Origin of the sequence: Winogradskyella pacifica, assembly GCF_013403915.1 — a bacterium.
Taxonomy (GTDB): Bacteria; Bacteroidota; Bacteroidia; order Flavobacteriales; family Flavobacteriaceae; genus Winogradskyella; species Winogradskyella pacifica.
Genome location: NZ_JABFDI010000001.1, coordinates 29,291 through 44,969, shown reverse-complemented (window position 1 = coordinate 44,969; position 15,679 = coordinate 29,291). Strand labels below are relative to the sequence as shown.

The window sequence follows — 15,679 nt, the reverse complement described above, 5'->3', positions numbered from 1 at the left end:
TTGTTTTAAATATTTGAGTAGTAAGTTACAAAAACCGTACCTATTTCAAATTAAAGATATAAAAATAGAAATCTTTACAAAAAAAAGTTAAAACTTCCCGTTAAAGCTAATTCTTAACTTTCTATTATACTCTTCAAATAACCAGTCTTTATAGTTTTGTGTACTATTCATAATACAATAACAGTACTGTTTTATTCGATAAGCAATTTCATCTTGAAGATCTTTAATTAACTCTCTAGCATCATAAACATCTTCACTATTATCAATACATATTTGCGAGTGTTGAGCAATAGAACGTTCAATTACAGTAAAAGATTTTTTACCTTCACTAATCACCTCTTTATACTCTGACTTCACATCAAAATTTAAGGTGTACGATTTTTTAAATTTCACTTTTAGTGAATCTGGCATAGTGTAAACAAAATCGCGCTCTAATAAATCATCATCTACAATGTTTTCTAAATAATAATCGGGATGCTTAAAAATGTGCTGCCAATCTACAGGCTGATTCCAAGGTCCAAAACGCGCTTCATTATTTCCTAGATCTATAACCTGAAACGATTTTCGATCCTTATAAATTCGGCTACCACGACCAATCATTTGAAAGTATAAAGTTAAAGAACGTGTCGCTCTATTCAAAATTATGGATTCTACTGACGGTTCATCAAAACCTGTAGTTAAGATACTTACAGAAGACAATACAGCATCTGGAGTATGCTTAAACCATTTTAAAATATCTTTACGATCTTGCTTAGTGGTGGTATTATCTAAATGTTGCACATTATAACCTGCCTTTTTAAAGGTATGATAAACTTCTTTAGAGGTGTAAATTCCATTATTAAAAATCAGCGTTTTTTTGCCCTTCGCCATCTCTTCATAAGCCATCAACAGTTTAGATTGCATTAAACTATTAGTATATAATGCTTCTGAAGATTTCACCGTATAATCACCATTAATACCAATCTTTAAAGATGTAAGTCCAACATCATAATTAGAAACTTCCGCATTCGCAAGAAATCCATTTTTTATTAAGGTTGAAATATCGTCACCAACAATTAGTTTGTTATAATTATCTTTCATTGGTAGTTTAATATTGCTACTCAATGGCGTTGCTGTAACACCTAAGATAAAACAGTTTTCGAAAAACTTAAATAGTTTTCTAAACGAATTGTAATGTGCTTCATCAATAATAACTAAGCCCACATTTTTTAATTCGAAATCTTTGTCTGATAAGCGATTATTTAAGGTTTCAACCATCGCTACAAAACATTGATAATCATCTTGGTCTGGAAGCGTTTTAACCTTACTATTAATTACTTTATTCTTAACATTAAAACCAGATAACACGTTAGAAGTCTGCTTACAAAGCTCAATTCTATGTGTAAGAATCATTACTTTTTTTTGATGTTGCTCAACGTAACGCCTAACGATTTCAGAAAAAATAACTGTTTTTCCTCCGCCTGTTGGTAACTGATATAGGAGGTTAAAATCATCAGATTCATCTCGCATTACATCAAAAATGCGATTAAGGTCTTTGATCTGATAATCATATAGACTTTTCTCAGTAGCATTTTGTTGAATGGTTCCGTTTTCTGACGACATAAAATAATTTTAGCACTTAGTTAATTTTGCAAAAATAGAACATTGTAAAGGTTTATGGAATGAATTGTTAACAAGATTTCACAAGATTGGTATCGTTATTGTGATTAACATACCATTAACATTTAAATCAAATATTATGAAATCATTTAGAAGACATTCTGCATCGGTCAATGCAGGATCCATGGCAGACATTGCTTTTTTGTTACTAATTTTCTTTTTAGTGACTACAACTATTTCTGCAGACAAAGGTATTTTACGAAAACTACCACCTATTTGCGATACAGCTGACTGTATAGCTAATATTCCCGAACGAAATTTATTGCGAATTTCAATGAACGAAAATCAAGAAATTATGATTGAAGATGCTATTGTTCAATTGTCTGATGTTAAAAGAATAGTTGAAACGTTTATTGATAATAATGGAATTGGAAGTTGTGATTTTTGTGAAGGCAATCAATCCCAAGAGTCATCCGATCATCCCAAAGTTGCTGTAATTTCTTTACAACATGCTTCTTTAACTAAATATGAACGCTTTATTTCCGTACAAGATGAAATTACTAAAGCGTATTATGATTTAAGAACGCGCTATGCCAAAGAAATCTATAACAAAACACCAGATCAATTAACCAAAACTGAATTAGCAGACGTACAAAAAGCCTACCCTTTTATAGTTTCTGAAATTATGCTAAAACGATCTAATTAGGAATTGAATCTTTTGCTTAAATACAGTACTCAATCTTGAGTTTCTTTTTGCCCCATTTTTTTGCTTTTTTCACATCGTTTCCCATATAAATATCGATGCGCTTTTTATAACGACGGTTCATTTTATCTTTAACGATATATAAACTATCAAATCCTTGAATTTTTACTTTGGTATTGTGAACTAAACCAGAATCTAATAAATCGCGAGACACAGCAATGTATCGTAATCCAGGTTTTAAACTATCGCCAAAAGCGGTAATACTTGGGTTAGAATTCGTTTGGTATGCTAAAGAGTTATAAGCAGTAGCAGTTACTTTTAAAGTGGTTTTATAACAAGTAGAATCTGTATTTGTTTTGCAAGTGTGCAAGCTAATACAGATTATCATCATAAAATAGAATCTAGTTTTCATTCCTATAAAGATACATTGAAAATCATTAAATTTTGTTAAAATGAATTATGTTATGCATAGTACTGTAACAAATTAAGAATTTCATCGTCTATTAAGTATAACCAATTAAAAAACAACAATTATGAGAACTTTAAACAACAATCAATTATCTAGTACTTCGACTGAAACTAAAAGCTTTGCTTGGAACCTAAAAAGACGTTACAGGTAATAACACTAAATTTCATCAATCAATCAATCAATCAATCAATCAATTATTATGAGAGTTTTATCAAAAATCGTCAACACATCTAACAGTTTAGATGATGACCTAAAAACCATTAGAGCTTAAACTTGAATTAGTTCAACTTAGGTCTAATAAAAAAGTCAGTTTCCTATTAAAGAAACTGACTTTTTTTATAATCAATAATTTAAAATTTATTTTTTAATAATCTTTTTAGTTATTGAACTTGTATTGGTAGATAGTTTAATAAAATATATTCCAGTTTCATAAATTGACATATTCAGATTATGAGATCGATTAGATACCAAACTACCTCTACTTACTTGTTGCCCTAAAGTATTATATAATTGATAACTTACGTTTTCATTAACATGAGTTAATTCAATATTTAAATTGTCAGTAACAGGATTTGGATATAAATTGATAGAATTTTCTAAACTAAATGTAGTAATGCTTAATGGATCTTGAACACTAAATGTTATAGATTCATTATCAGTAAATGTACCTCCAATGATGATGTCGCTATCATTTTCATCTTTTAAACTATATGAACCATTACCAAAAGGACCGCAGCAGATTCCATCACTCTGCGAGTCGCTAATTGTAAATGTATAACATTCATTAAAACTCGGAATCGTTATAGTTTCTTGGTAAGGTGTGTCATCATCGTAAGTATTAATTGGTCTACTATCCACTATCGTACCAGAGCTATTTACAAGACTCCAAGAAGTTTCGTTACCATAATTATCCGTTAATAAATTGAAAACAACGGTTGCTGTTGCATACGCTGGTGATACGTTAAAATTATAAGTAAAACTATCGTTTGCTGTATTTTCATCCGCACTACCATTAGGGTTAGAGACATTAATATTAAATGAATGGCTTCCTGGTCCTAGATTAGAATACGTTGGTGTGTCCACTACCATACTTTCACCGTTAAGCAAATTTCCTATCCAATTTATTGTGGTACTTGTCTCAGAATCTATAGAATAGGATACAGTTGCAGAAGTTAGAGGTAAAACTCCTGAGTTTATTAGTGTGACTTGTGGTGTAAAATCTTCTCCACAAAGTTCTGCGGTATTATCAGAACCTGCGCTTGCTCTAGCATCAATATCATATGTCTGTAGCGTTGGATATTGATCTAATATTTCAATTCCAGAATTTGAAGGATCCAACCAATCACTCAGTCTTGATGACACAGTACTGCCATAATCCCAAGCAACATCAAAACGCCCATAGACATCATAGCCACCGTTATCATTAGCACCACTACATGCCGCACTACCACCGTAAAGTGTGCCAATTAAATGACCTGTCTCGTTAAATAAACCAGACCCAGAAGAACCTCCTTCTGTAACGCCTAAATCCCAATCTTCAATTCGCCAAACATCTGTACCATCATTATTAATCGTTCTATAAACACCTCCGTCTTTTCTACTCACTTTTTGAATATCGCCACTTGGGTGATGAAAACCGAAATTCACAGCAGGTACTTGTGTCGTAGATCTATTCCAGCCCACCCACACTAAATCGTAGTTATTTTCAAAGAAACTAGCATCAATTACTTCAACCAATTCCATATCCGATTTTGAGCTACTTGCTCTTAAAATAGCACCACTAACTGTTTGATTATATGTGCCGTCAGTACTATTAGTTGTGGTTCCGCAAGATGGATTTGGACTTCTCCAGTTAAATCTAAAGGACCAAGTACTTTCGCTACCGCCACAGTGATTAGCGGTCATAATATATGGTGTTCCATCATTATTTGTATTATTAATTAATGTACCAGAACACCAGTCTGTACCACCTCTTAATATTAAAGCGCCTGACGTTTTTATATTCTCTTTTACTGTATTTAAACCATAAGGATCACTTGCTGGTGTAATATCACAATCCACATCATAATTACAATTACCAGAATCTCCTAAACTTTTTTCAAAGGCTTTTGCCGTACGGTAACCATGTACTACTGAACCTACCGTAATTTTAGCGTCGCCAATAACATTAGCAGGCTGATAGTATTCTATATATGCCGCATTACCTTCAACTAACCAGGTTCCCAAAACTTCCTCAGTATTGTTATTATGGTGTGTAAAAGGTCTTAATAAATCCGTTTTTTCGTCATTGTAAACGTAAAGTTTTGCACCTTCAGGAATCTTAAACACATCAAACATAAAATTTAATGAATGCGCTCCTTTAGAAGTATATGCCATTCTCCAAATACGGTCTCCGTTTTCTAACGTAGTCCACTCACCAACATCATTAAAGTTATGGTCTACGTAAATATCATGCCCAAATCTCCAGGGCTTAGATTTATTTTGGTCATTAATAGCATCCTCTTCTTGCAATTTTTTTAAATCGAAAGCAGGCAAATTAAATGCTACTAAGTCAGAGAGATTATTTTGACTCCAACTCGGTGGTTTTATGTTATCTGGAATGTGTTGCCCAAAAGATATAAGGCTTATAAATACAAATACAAAAAGTAGTTTAAATTTCATTGTCGCTAATTTTTTAGGTATAAAAGTAAGGTTTTTAATGATTTTTTAATGATAGTCTTTTTGTTTTAAGACTAATTTCTAGTTATTTTTAAAAAAACAAAATCAACCATGTATAAAAAATCAATACTCTATTTTGGATTAATTCTTACGCTTACAGTAAGTTGCAAATCAGAAACGCCTAAAGAAGACGAACTCATAGCAAAAGCTAAAGAAATACATAAACGTGTCATTACTTTAGATACACATTGTGATATTAATGTAAAAAACTTTACAGACACACTTAACTATACTCAAGATTTAGATACACAAATTACGCTTCCAAAAATGAAATCAGGAGGATTAGATGTGGCGTGGTTCATTGTTTATACAGGTCAGGATTCATTAAATGACGCAGGCTATAAAAAGGCTTATGATAATGCAATGTCTAAGTTTAAAGCCATTCATAAATTAGTTGAAGAAATTGCTCCTAACGATATAGAGTTAGCTGTAACTTCTGACGATGTAAGACGTATTAATGCCAAAGGTAAAAAAGTAGCCATGATCGGAATAGAAAACGGTTATCCTATCGGTTTAGATATTAGTAATGTTGAAAAATTCTATAATCTTGGTGCACGTTATATGTCATTATCGCACAATGGACATAGCCAGCTATGTGACAGTAATACAGGAGAAAGTGATGATGTTTGGCTACATAATGGCTTAAGTGATTTAGGTAAGGAAGTCATTACAGAAATGAATCGTGTAGGAATGATGATTGACGTTTCGCATCCATCAAAAGAATCCATGAAACAAATGATTGAATTAAGTAAAGCTCCAATTATTGCTTCTCATTCTTCGGCAAGAGCGTTATGTAATCACAGTAGAAATTTAGATGATGAACAATTAAGCTGGCTAAAAGAAAACGGCGGCGTTGTACAAACAGTTGCTTTTACGTCTTATTTGAATACTGAAAAACATGATACTCGCAATGCAGCTATGGAAGATATCCGAAAAAGCGTTACTGATTCTTTAGGTATTACTTGGTACAACTGGGGTGAGTTTAAAAAGTTAGATGAACAAACTCAAATGGAATTTATAGAAAACAGGAAAAAGGTTATGGACATTACCAATGAAAAAGTGAACCAAATAGAAGGTTTTCCGGAAGCTGTAAATGTTGACGATTTTGTAAACCATATCGATTATTTAGTCGAAAAAATTGGCATTGATCACGTAGGAATTAGTAGTGATTTTGATGGTGGTGGTGGAATTGAAGGTTGGTCTGATGCTTCTGAAACATTTAATGTTACATTAGAATTAGTAAAACGCGGTTACACAGAAGCACAAATAGAGCAACTCTGGAGTGGGAATTTATTACGTGTTTTAGATGACGTTGAGGCTGTGGCTAAGAACATGCAATCTTAAAGTGGATTAAACTAAAAAGCACAAGAGCCAGCAATTTGCTGGCTCTTGTGTTTTGTATAAATTTTATATAATCAAAAAGCAAACCTTAATAGTTTAATAACTCTAATAAAGCATTCTCAAACTTGCCTTTAGCCAAATATTGATCTTCTAACTGACCAATAAAAGGAATCGGAGTTTCCATACTTGCGACGCGTTTTACAGGGGCATCTAAATGTTCAAAGCACTCCTCCATTAATAGTGCAGAAAGGTCACTAGCAATACCTCCAAACAAAGAATCTTCTTGTAAAATTATCGCGCGACCAGTCTTTTTAACAGAATTTATAATAGCCTCTTTATCTAAAGGCTGTAAGGTTCTTAAGTCAATTAAATCGGCCGAAATATCAGCATTTTTATCTAGAGTTTCTAAAGCCCAATGTACTCCGGCCCCATAGGTGATAATCGTAACCGCTTCACCTTCTTTTAAAAAGGCCGCTTTTCCAAATGGAATTGTAAAATAATCTGAAGGAACATCTTGACGGATACTTCTATATAAAGCCTTGTGCTCAAAGAATAACACAGGGTTAGGATCGTTAATTGCTGTAGCTAATAAGCCTTTAGCATCATAAGGAAACGCCGGATAAACGACTTTTAAGCCTGGTGTTTTAGTAAACCAAGCTTCGTTGGTTTGTGAGTGAAATGGACCTGCAGCCACACCTGCACCACAAGGCATTCTAACAACAACGTCAGCTTCTTGCTGCCATCTGTAATATGATTTTGCTAAATAATTCACTACCGGATTAAATCCAGAAGTCACAAAATCTGCAAATTGCATTTCTACAACCGATTTAATTCCTGAGATCGATAATCCCATCGCAGTTTCAACTATTGCTGATTCGCAAATAGGAGTGTTCCTAACACGTTCTTTTCCAAACTCTTCTACAAAACCTTCCGTGATTTTAAAAACACCACCATATTCTGCAATATCTTGTCCCATAATAACAAGATCTTTGTGCTTTCGCATGGATTGTTTTAAACTATCTGAAATGGCATCTATAAAACGTAATTCTGTAGTTTCTTTACTTGGCGTATATTCCTTATAGTCAAATGGTTTATATACATCACTTAATTCTGTTGTTTCACTGGGAATTATATTTGGTTCAGCATAAGCGGACTCTAAAGCCAGATCTATTTCAGATTTAATATCTTCTATATAAGCTTCATCCATTTGTTGCGTGAGAATCTTTTTGCTAAATAAAAAACTTCTATAATTCTCTATAGGATCTTTAGCTTCCCACTCGTCCATTAACTCTTTTGGTACATATTTAGTACCACTAGCTTCTTCATGTCCACGACGTCGAAAGGTTTTGAACTCTATTAAAATCGGACGCGGTCTCTTTCTAATGCTTTCGGCTAATTTTTGAACCTTTGTATAGGTTTCAATAACATTATTACCATCTAAAATAAAGGATTCAATACCATAACCTTTACCTCTATCTGCTAAATGCTTGCAATTATATTGCTCGTTGGTTGGTGTAGAAAGTCCGTAGCCATTATTTTCAATACAAAAAATAACCGGTAAACTCCAAACAGAAGCAACGTTTAGTGCCTCGTGAAAATCACCTTCGCTAGTACCTCCTTCGCCTGTAAAAACAGCTGTTAAATTGCCGTTTTTCTTTAAAAGGTTCCCCAAGGCAATGCCGTCTGCAACTCCTAATTGAGGTCCTAAGTGAGATATCATACCTACAATATTAAACTCTTGAGTCCCAAAATGAAATGAACGATCTCTACCTTTTGTAAATCCACTTGCTTTTCCTTGCCATTGGCAAAATAAACGATGTAACGGAATTTCTCGCGATGTAAAAACACCAAGATTTCTGTGCATCGGTAGAATATATTCGCTTGATTTTAAAGCCATTGTTACACCAACGGAGATCGCCTCTTGGCCTATTCCCGAAAACCACTTCGATATTTTACCTTGACGTAAAAGAATGAGCATTTTCTCTTCTATTAGTCGTGGCTTTAGCATGTTATAGTAGAGTTTTAATAACGTTTGGTTATTTAAACTTCGTTTGTCGTAGGCTATGTTACTTTTTGTAATTGTTGGCATAAAATGTTATTTCTCTTATGTTTCAAATGTAAATAAAATTGCTTCAATAAACCATTAAACACTTCAAATTGTCAATAATTCAGACTCAATTTTTAGCACTATTATCGTTACATTTGTATATTGACAAAAATTTAAACATAAATCCCATGGATAGAATACCTAGTGTAGATTTAAAAGATTTCATTTCTGAAGATCCTAAACGAAAACAAAAATTTATAAATGATATAGGAAAAGCTTATGAAGACATAGGTTTCGTAGCTTTAAAAGGGCATTTTTTAGATGACACCTTAGTAGATAACTTATATGGTGAAGTCAAGAATTTTTTCGATTTACCTTTAGACGTTAAAGAAAGTTATGAGATTCCAGGTATTGGAGGTCAACGTGGCTATGTGTCTTTTGGTAAAGAAAGTGCTAAAGGTAAAAAGGAAGGAGATTTAAAAGAGTTCTGGCATTTTGGGCAATATGTTGAAGATGATGCGGAACGCAGAAAAGAATACCCTGAAAACGTTGAAGTAAAAGAGTTAGACGATTTTAATAAAGTTGGCAAGCAAACCTACCAAATGCTCGAAAAAACAGCAAAGTATGTGTTGCGTGCTCTAGCACTTTATCTAAATTTAGAAGAAACCTATTTTGACAATTACATACACAATGGAAATTCTATATTAAGACCAATTCATTATCCGCCAATTACACAAGAGCCTGAAAACGCAGTAAGAGCTGCTGCTCATGGAGATATTAATCTTATTACGTTGTTAATGGGAGCGCAAGGCAGAGGCTTACAAGTGCAGCGTAACGATGGTGAATGGATTGATGCTATTGCAGAACCAGACGAATTAATGATAAATGTTGGTGATATGTTATCGCGTCATTCTAATAATAAATTAAAATCTACAATTCACCGTGTTATAAATCCACCAAGAGAACTTTGGGGAACATCGCGCTACTCTATGCCATTTTTTATGCATCCTGTAAGCGAAATGAAATTAGATGTTTTAGAAAGCTGTATCGATGAAGATAATCCAAAACGATTTGAGGATATTACGGCTGGCGAATTTTTAAACGAACGTTTAATTGAGCTAGGCCTTATTAAAAAGTAGTTGGCAGTATGCAGCTTCAGTTTACAAGTAACTACTGAGAACTGAATACTGAATACTGAGAACTTAAGACTGAACAAATGGATTTACAAGACCAATTAAAAAATCTCTTTCCAGATCATGAACCAGAACATACGGATGATTCTGATTCGGCGAAGGAAAATTTATGGCTTCAAGATGACCCCATAATTTGCAAATATGAAAAGCGAAAAGGGAAGCCTATCACTATTCTTGAAGGCTATACAGGAGCCACTGAAGATTTTAAAAAATTAGCAAAAGAGCTAAAAACAAAACTTAGTGTTGGTGGTAGTTTTAAGGATGATAAAATAATTATTCAAGGAGATTATCGCGATAAAATAATGTCAATTTTAAAAGATAAAGGCTTTAATGTTAAACGTGTAGGAGGTTAATACTTATGACTAAAAATTGTTTACATATTACCAATGGTAATAACCTCACGGATTATTTAAGAGACTTAGATTTTAAAGAAGATATCTTAACCTGGCAAGAGATGCTTTGCGAGGGGCCAACTATTCCTGCAATAAACTCGAGAGCTTTTTTAAAACTTCGAGTTGATTTTCTAAAAGAATTTTACGAAATTGAAGTTAATACTAGAGAAATTCTAACAGAATTATCTAAATTAGATGACACTGATAAGTACACCGAAATTAACCTTTGGTTTGAGTATGATTTATTTTGTCATATCAATTTATTAGGGGTTATTAATCTGTTGCATCAAAAGAATGTGAATAAACCGCTTTATTTAATATGTAGTGGACGTGTTGAAGGCGAGAAACGTTTAAAAGCTTTAAACGAACTTAATCCTAAGCAACTAAAATCACATTATAAAGAAAGGATACTGTTAACCAAAGAAGATATTGATATCGCCATCGCCTTGTGGAGAACCTACTGTGGTAAAGACCATAATATTCTAAAACCTTATATTGTTAAAAACTCTAGTTTTAAATATATGAGTAATTGCTTAAAAGCACATTTAGAACGTTTTCCTTATCAAAAAAGCGGGCTTAGCGTTATAGAAGCAAATATTCTAACTATTGTAAAGGATAATTTTATAAAATCTAAAAATCATCTTTTAGGCTACAGTCTTAATTATCAAGGTTATTATGGGTTTGGCGACATACAATTAGCACGTATCATCGATAAATTAGATTTATTTTTTACCGAAGATGAAGATGGAATCACACTCAATAGAAAAGGACATAAAGCGCTTTTAGGACAAAATAACTTTGCTAAAGAAATAAATAACAATATGGTTTACGGAGGTGTGAATCGGTTAGGTTTTCAATTTAACATAAAGCAAAATAAACTTATAAAAACCATATTTAATGGCAATTAAAGACTCAGAACTTATTTTAAATCCAGATGGTAGTGTTTACCATTTAAATTTAAAACCCGAAAATATTTCAGATACAATCATATTTGTAGGCGACCAAGATCGTGTAGAAAAAATCACAGCACATTTTGACAGTATTGAATTCAGCACTCAAAAGCGAGAATTTAAAACACAAACAGGATATTATCAAGATAAAAGATTAACGGTTATCTCAACAGGAATTGGTCCAGATAATATTGATATTGTTTTAAATGAACTAGACGCTTTAGTTAATATAAATTTAGAAACTAGAGAGGTAAAAGAAGAACTAACAAGCCTAAATATTATTAGAATTGGAACTTCGGGATCTTTACAGAATGATATTCCGGTGGATGCTTTTTTGATCAGTACACATGCCTTAGACATTAACGGCATGCTACATTTCTATCAAATTGAAGGTATCAGTAATCCTGAAGTAGAAGATGAATTTATTAAACATACCAATTGGGACTCAAATAAAGCGCGACCAATTGTAATTGATAATAGTAAGTTTTTAGAAAAGTATTTTGAAGGTGATCAGATCCACAAGGGCATGACAGGTACAGCTGGTGGCTTTTATGGACCTCAAGGCCGTGTATTACGTTTACCGTTACAAGACGCTAACCTTAATACTAAATTAGATAACTTTAGTTATAAGGATTTTAGAATCACAAATTTTGAAATGGAAACCTCTGTTATTTATGGACTTTCCAAATTATTAGGACATGAGGCACTATCGCTAAATGCTATTATTGCAAATAGAGCCAATGGTGATTTTAGTAAAGACCCTAAAAAAGTTGTAGATAGATTAATTATGTATGCCTTAGAGCGAATTGTAAATATTTAATTAACCCCTTTCTTTTTAAGGGACTCAGTATAAAAATGAAAAAAGTAAACATTGGTGGAGTACCAGAACACTTTAATTTAGCATGGTATTTAACACTTAAAGATGGTGAGTACAAGGACCAAAACATCAATTTAAGATGGCATGATTATTATGGTGGCACTGGCGCTATGACAAAAGCATTACGATCTGGAGAAATTGATATGGCTGTTATATTAACCGAAGGAATTGTTAAAGATATTATAGAAGGAAATCCTTCTAAAATTGTTCAAACTTTTGTTGAAACTCCTCTAATTTGGGGAATTCATGTTGCTGCAGATTCGCAATTCAAAACTATTGATGATATAAAAGGAAGTAGAGCTGCAATAAGCAGATATGGGTCAGGATCACACCTTATGGCCTATATAAACGCCAAAAATAATAATTGGGATATAGAAGATGACTTAAATTTTGAAGTCATTAAAAACCTAGATGGAGCCATAAAAGGTTTAACAGAAGGCCAAGCTGATTATTTTATGTGGGAAAAATTTACCACTAAACCAATTGTAGATGAAGGAGTCTTTAGGCGTATTGACAATTGTCCATCACCATGGCCATGCTTTGTAATTGCCGTTAGACAAGAATTTATTGACAATAATCCGGAAGATTTAAAAATGATTTTAAATATCATTAACGAAACAACTTCCGAGTTTAAATCTATACCAAGTATAGACAAAACCATTGCTAATCGTTACGGACAAGAATTAGAAGATGTTCAAGAATGGTTATCACTAACAGAATGGTCACAAACCGTTATGGACAAAGAGACTCTAGATAATGTACAAGAGCAACTTTATGTTTTAAAAATTATTTCAGAGAAAGTAGATTATTCTAAATTGATACATGAAATTTAACGTTACTCTTAAGTATTAAGCTTAAGAATAAAATCTGAATTTTTAACATTTAAGACGTTTTAAAAGCATAATATTTAGATAGATAATTATTAAAAGTTAAAGTGTTTTGGTCTATAATTTTCAATATTTCAAAAATTTAATTACATTTGTTTTCCTCTACATCCATATTGTTGATAACCCAAATAGATAAATATGATCGTAAACATTATACTAATTTTATCCTTCTTAGTTGCTATTAACTTTTTATTATTAATCTTTAGTTGCAACAAAACTTCTAAAAAAGTAGACAATAGGTTACCCCACCCTATTAAAACTGAGAAATCGCCTACTTTAGTTTCCAATCAATTACAGACGCGCCAACTTTCTCCAACTGGTAGTTAGTTTTACTGAAATGTTTATTCCCAAACCAATAGCCTCTATTAGCGCTTAACGGAGATGGATGTCCACTTTCTAAAACAATATGTTTAGACGTGTCGATTAGTTTCTTTTTCTTTTTAGCAAATCCTCCCCAAAGCAGAAAGACAACATTTGTTTTCTCTGCACTAATTGTTTTTATTACTGCATCTGTAAATTGCTCCCAACCTTTCTTTTGATGACTTCCTGCTTCATGTGCTCTAACCGTTAACGTTGCATTTAAAAGTAGGACTCCTTGATCTGCCCAAGACATTAAATTACCACTTGTAGGATACGAAATTCCAAGATCTTGTTCTAGTTCTTTAAATATATTTACTAATGAAGGCGGATGTTTTATACCGTCATTAACAGAAAAAGACAAGCCATTTGCTTGATCAACATCATGATATGGATCTTGACCAATAATTACAACCTTAACATCATTAAAAGTACAATGGTTAAAAGCATTAAAAACATCAGATGCTTTAGGAAAACAAGTATGCGTCTTATATTCGTGCACTATAAAGGCCATTAAATCTTTAAAATAAGCTTTTTCAAATTCTGGATTAAGATGAGTTTTCCAGCTTTGGTCTATATTTACATTCATATATTAAAACAGATTATATCCTATTAAGATCTAAATTCACTACTAAATAACTCAGAATGAAAAATCTAAAATTCCCTTCTGCACAGACCATATTATTTATAATTGCAGGATTAGTAACACTTTTAACGTGGTTTGTTCCTGCGGGAAAATATGATACTTTAAGTTATAATGAGTCAACAAACAAATTTACACGTTTAAGTCTAGATAAGGAAATAAGCTTAACAGCAACCCAGGCGTCTTTAGATGATTTGAATATTAAAATTCCTATAGAAAAGTTTACTAACGGCGACATTTATAAACCTATTAATATTCCTGGGACTTACAACAAACTAGAGCCTAAACCACAAAGTTTTTTTGATTTTGTAACCTCTCCAATTAAAGGTATTATTGAAGCAGCAGATATTATTTTCCTTGTATTAATTATTGGTGGTTTAATAGGTGTTTTAAACAAATCAGGCGCTTTTGACGCCGCTATTGCACAACTAGCTATTGTTTTAAAAGGAAGAGAACCCTTACTAATTATACTAGTCACTTCTTTGGTTGCCATAGGAGGAACCACTTTTGGTTTTGCAGAAGAAACCATTGCCTTCTTCCCTATTTTAATTCCTGTTTTTTTAGCGGCAAAATATGATGCTCTTGTTGGTGTTGCTAGTATTTTTTTGGGTTCTGCAATTGGCACCATGTGCTCTACGATCAATCCTTTTTCTACAATTATTGCTAGTGATGCCGCTGGTATTAATTGGACCACCGGTTTATATGGTCGTATCTTCATGCTCTTTTTATGTTTAACGATTACCATTGCTTATATAATGCGGTACGCTAAGCGTGTTAAAAACGACCCAAGTAAATCGCTTATTTACGACCAAAGAGAGCAAATTGCACAATTGTTTACTTTAAAAGATGTATCTCATGTTAATTTTAATTGGAGATTAAAATTGGCTTTGTTTGTTTTTACGAGTAGTTTCATTCTGATGATTATCGGTGTTTCAATTTTAGATTGGTGGTTTGTAGAAATGACGACTGTATTCTTAATTAGCGCTATAATTATCGGATTCATTATTCAAATTAGTGAAACAGATTTTATAGACACCTTTGTAAAAGGAGCTGGTGATCTTTTAGGCGTTGCACTTATTATCGGAATCGCAAGAGGTGTTACTGTGTTAATGACAGACGGTTTAATAAGCGATACGTTATTGTATTACGCTAGCGATATTACCACCGGAATGAATAAAGGAGTTTTTGCGAGTGTTATGACCATCATTTATTCTGGGTTATCATTTTTTATTCCGAGTTCTTCAGGAATGGCTGTTTTAACTATGCCAATTATGGCTCCTTTGGCTGATACTGTTGGTGTAGGTCGTGAAGTTGTGGTTAATACATACCAATACGGATTAGGCTTATTTTATCTTGTAAATCCTACAGGATTAATTTTAGCATCCTTAGCAGTTGCCAAAATCAACTTTAGTAAATGGCTAAAATTTATAATGCCATTGTTTATAGTATTAATAATTGTCACCTTAATCGTATTAGCGGTATCTTCATACTTATAGTATTACA

General features: G+C 32.7%; 13 protein-coding genes. 8 read left to right on the top strand and 5 right to left on the bottom strand.

The features are described 5' to 3' along the window. Positions 1–87: 87 nt before the first annotated feature. Positions 88–1,602: a DEAD/DEAH box helicase gene (locus HM984_RS00200; RefSeq protein WP_115808926.1), complete on the bottom strand. Its 1,515-nt coding sequence runs from the start codon at positions 1,600–1,602 to the stop codon at positions 88–90. A 136-nt stretch (positions 1,603–1,738) separates the two neighbouring features. Between HM984_RS00200 and HM984_RS00195 the strand changes: the two genes are divergently transcribed. Next, positions 1,739–2,305: an ExbD/TolR family protein gene (locus HM984_RS00195; protein ID WP_179347643.1), complete on the top strand. Its 567-nt coding sequence runs from the start codon at positions 1,739–1,741 to the stop codon at positions 2,303–2,305. Between the two features lie 16 nt (positions 2,306–2,321). Here the strand turns inward: HM984_RS00195 and HM984_RS00190 are convergent, their stop codons facing one another. Next, the gene (locus HM984_RS00190) at positions 2,322–2,693 is read right to left on the bottom strand and encodes a 3D domain-containing protein (protein WP_257018425.1); all 372 of its coding nucleotides are present in this window, start codon (positions 2,691–2,693) and stop codon (positions 2,322–2,324) included. 435 nt (positions 2,694–3,128) lie between these two features. Next, complete coding sequence (locus HM984_RS00185; protein WP_179347641.1) at positions 3,129–5,432, bottom strand: T9SS type A sorting domain-containing protein; 2,304 nt, start codon at positions 5,430–5,432, stop codon at positions 3,129–3,131. 108 nt (positions 5,433–5,540) lie between these two features. On the opposite strand from HM984_RS00185, the gene HM984_RS00180 reads away from it, so the two are divergent. After that, on the top strand, positions 5,541–6,833 hold the full coding sequence (locus HM984_RS00180) for a dipeptidase (RefSeq protein WP_179347640.1): 1,293 nt from the start codon (positions 5,541–5,543) through the stop codon (positions 6,831–6,833). Positions 6,834–6,918: 85 nt separating this feature from the next. Here HM984_RS00180 and HM984_RS00175 read toward each other — a convergent pair whose 3' ends face one another. Beyond that, the gene (locus HM984_RS00175) at positions 6,919–8,919 is read right to left on the bottom strand and encodes an alpha-ketoacid dehydrogenase subunit alpha/beta (protein WP_179347639.1); all 2,001 of its coding nucleotides are present in this window, start codon (positions 8,917–8,919) and stop codon (positions 6,919–6,921) included. A 146-nt stretch (positions 8,920–9,065) separates the two neighbouring features. Here HM984_RS00175 and HM984_RS00170 point away from each other — a divergent pair, with 146 nt between their 5' ends. The 5 genes from HM984_RS00170 (at position 9,066) to HM984_RS00150 (ending at position 13,122) form a co-directional block, all read left to right on the top strand. Then, the gene (locus HM984_RS00170; protein ID WP_179347638.1) at positions 9,066–10,016 is read left to right on the top strand and encodes an isopenicillin N synthase family dioxygenase; all 951 of its coding nucleotides are present in this window, start codon (positions 9,066–9,068) and stop codon (positions 10,014–10,016) included. Positions 10,017–10,093: 77 nt separating this feature from the next. Then, positions 10,094–10,423 carry a translation initiation factor gene (locus HM984_RS00165; RefSeq protein WP_115808932.1) on the top strand — a complete coding sequence of 110 codons (330 nt, stop codon included), beginning with the start codon at positions 10,094–10,096 and terminating at the stop codon, positions 10,421–10,423. A gap of 5 nt (positions 10,424–10,428) precedes the next feature. Beyond that, positions 10,429–11,370: a DUF1835 domain-containing protein gene (locus tag HM984_RS00160; protein ID WP_179347637.1), complete on the top strand. Its 942-nt coding sequence runs from the start codon at positions 10,429–10,431 to the stop codon at positions 11,368–11,370. Beyond that, a complete protein-coding gene (locus HM984_RS00155; protein ID WP_115808934.1) occupies positions 11,360–12,232 on the top strand; it encodes a nucleoside phosphorylase in 873 nt (290 codons plus the stop codon). The genes HM984_RS00160 and HM984_RS00155 overlap by 11 nt, the downstream gene beginning before the upstream one ends. Positions 12,233–12,267: 35 nt before the next feature. Beyond that, entirely contained in the window at positions 12,268–13,122 is an 855-nt protein-coding gene (locus HM984_RS00150) for a substrate-binding domain-containing protein (RefSeq protein ID WP_179347636.1), read from the top strand. Between the two features lie 325 nt (positions 13,123–13,447). On the opposite strand, the gene HM984_RS00145 is transcribed toward HM984_RS00150, so the two are convergent. After that, positions 13,448–14,122: a uracil-DNA glycosylase gene (locus tag HM984_RS00145; RefSeq protein ID WP_179347635.1), complete on the bottom strand. Its 675-nt coding sequence runs from the start codon at positions 14,120–14,122 to the stop codon at positions 13,448–13,450. 56 nt (positions 14,123–14,178) lie between these two features. Here HM984_RS00145 and HM984_RS00140 point away from each other — a divergent pair, with 56 nt between their 5' ends. Beyond that, positions 14,179–15,672 (top strand): YfcC family protein, encoded by a 1,494-nt coding sequence (locus tag HM984_RS00140; RefSeq protein WP_179347634.1) that lies wholly within the window; start codon positions 14,179–14,181, stop codon positions 15,670–15,672. The last annotated feature ends 7 nt before the right edge of the window (positions 15,673–15,679 follow it).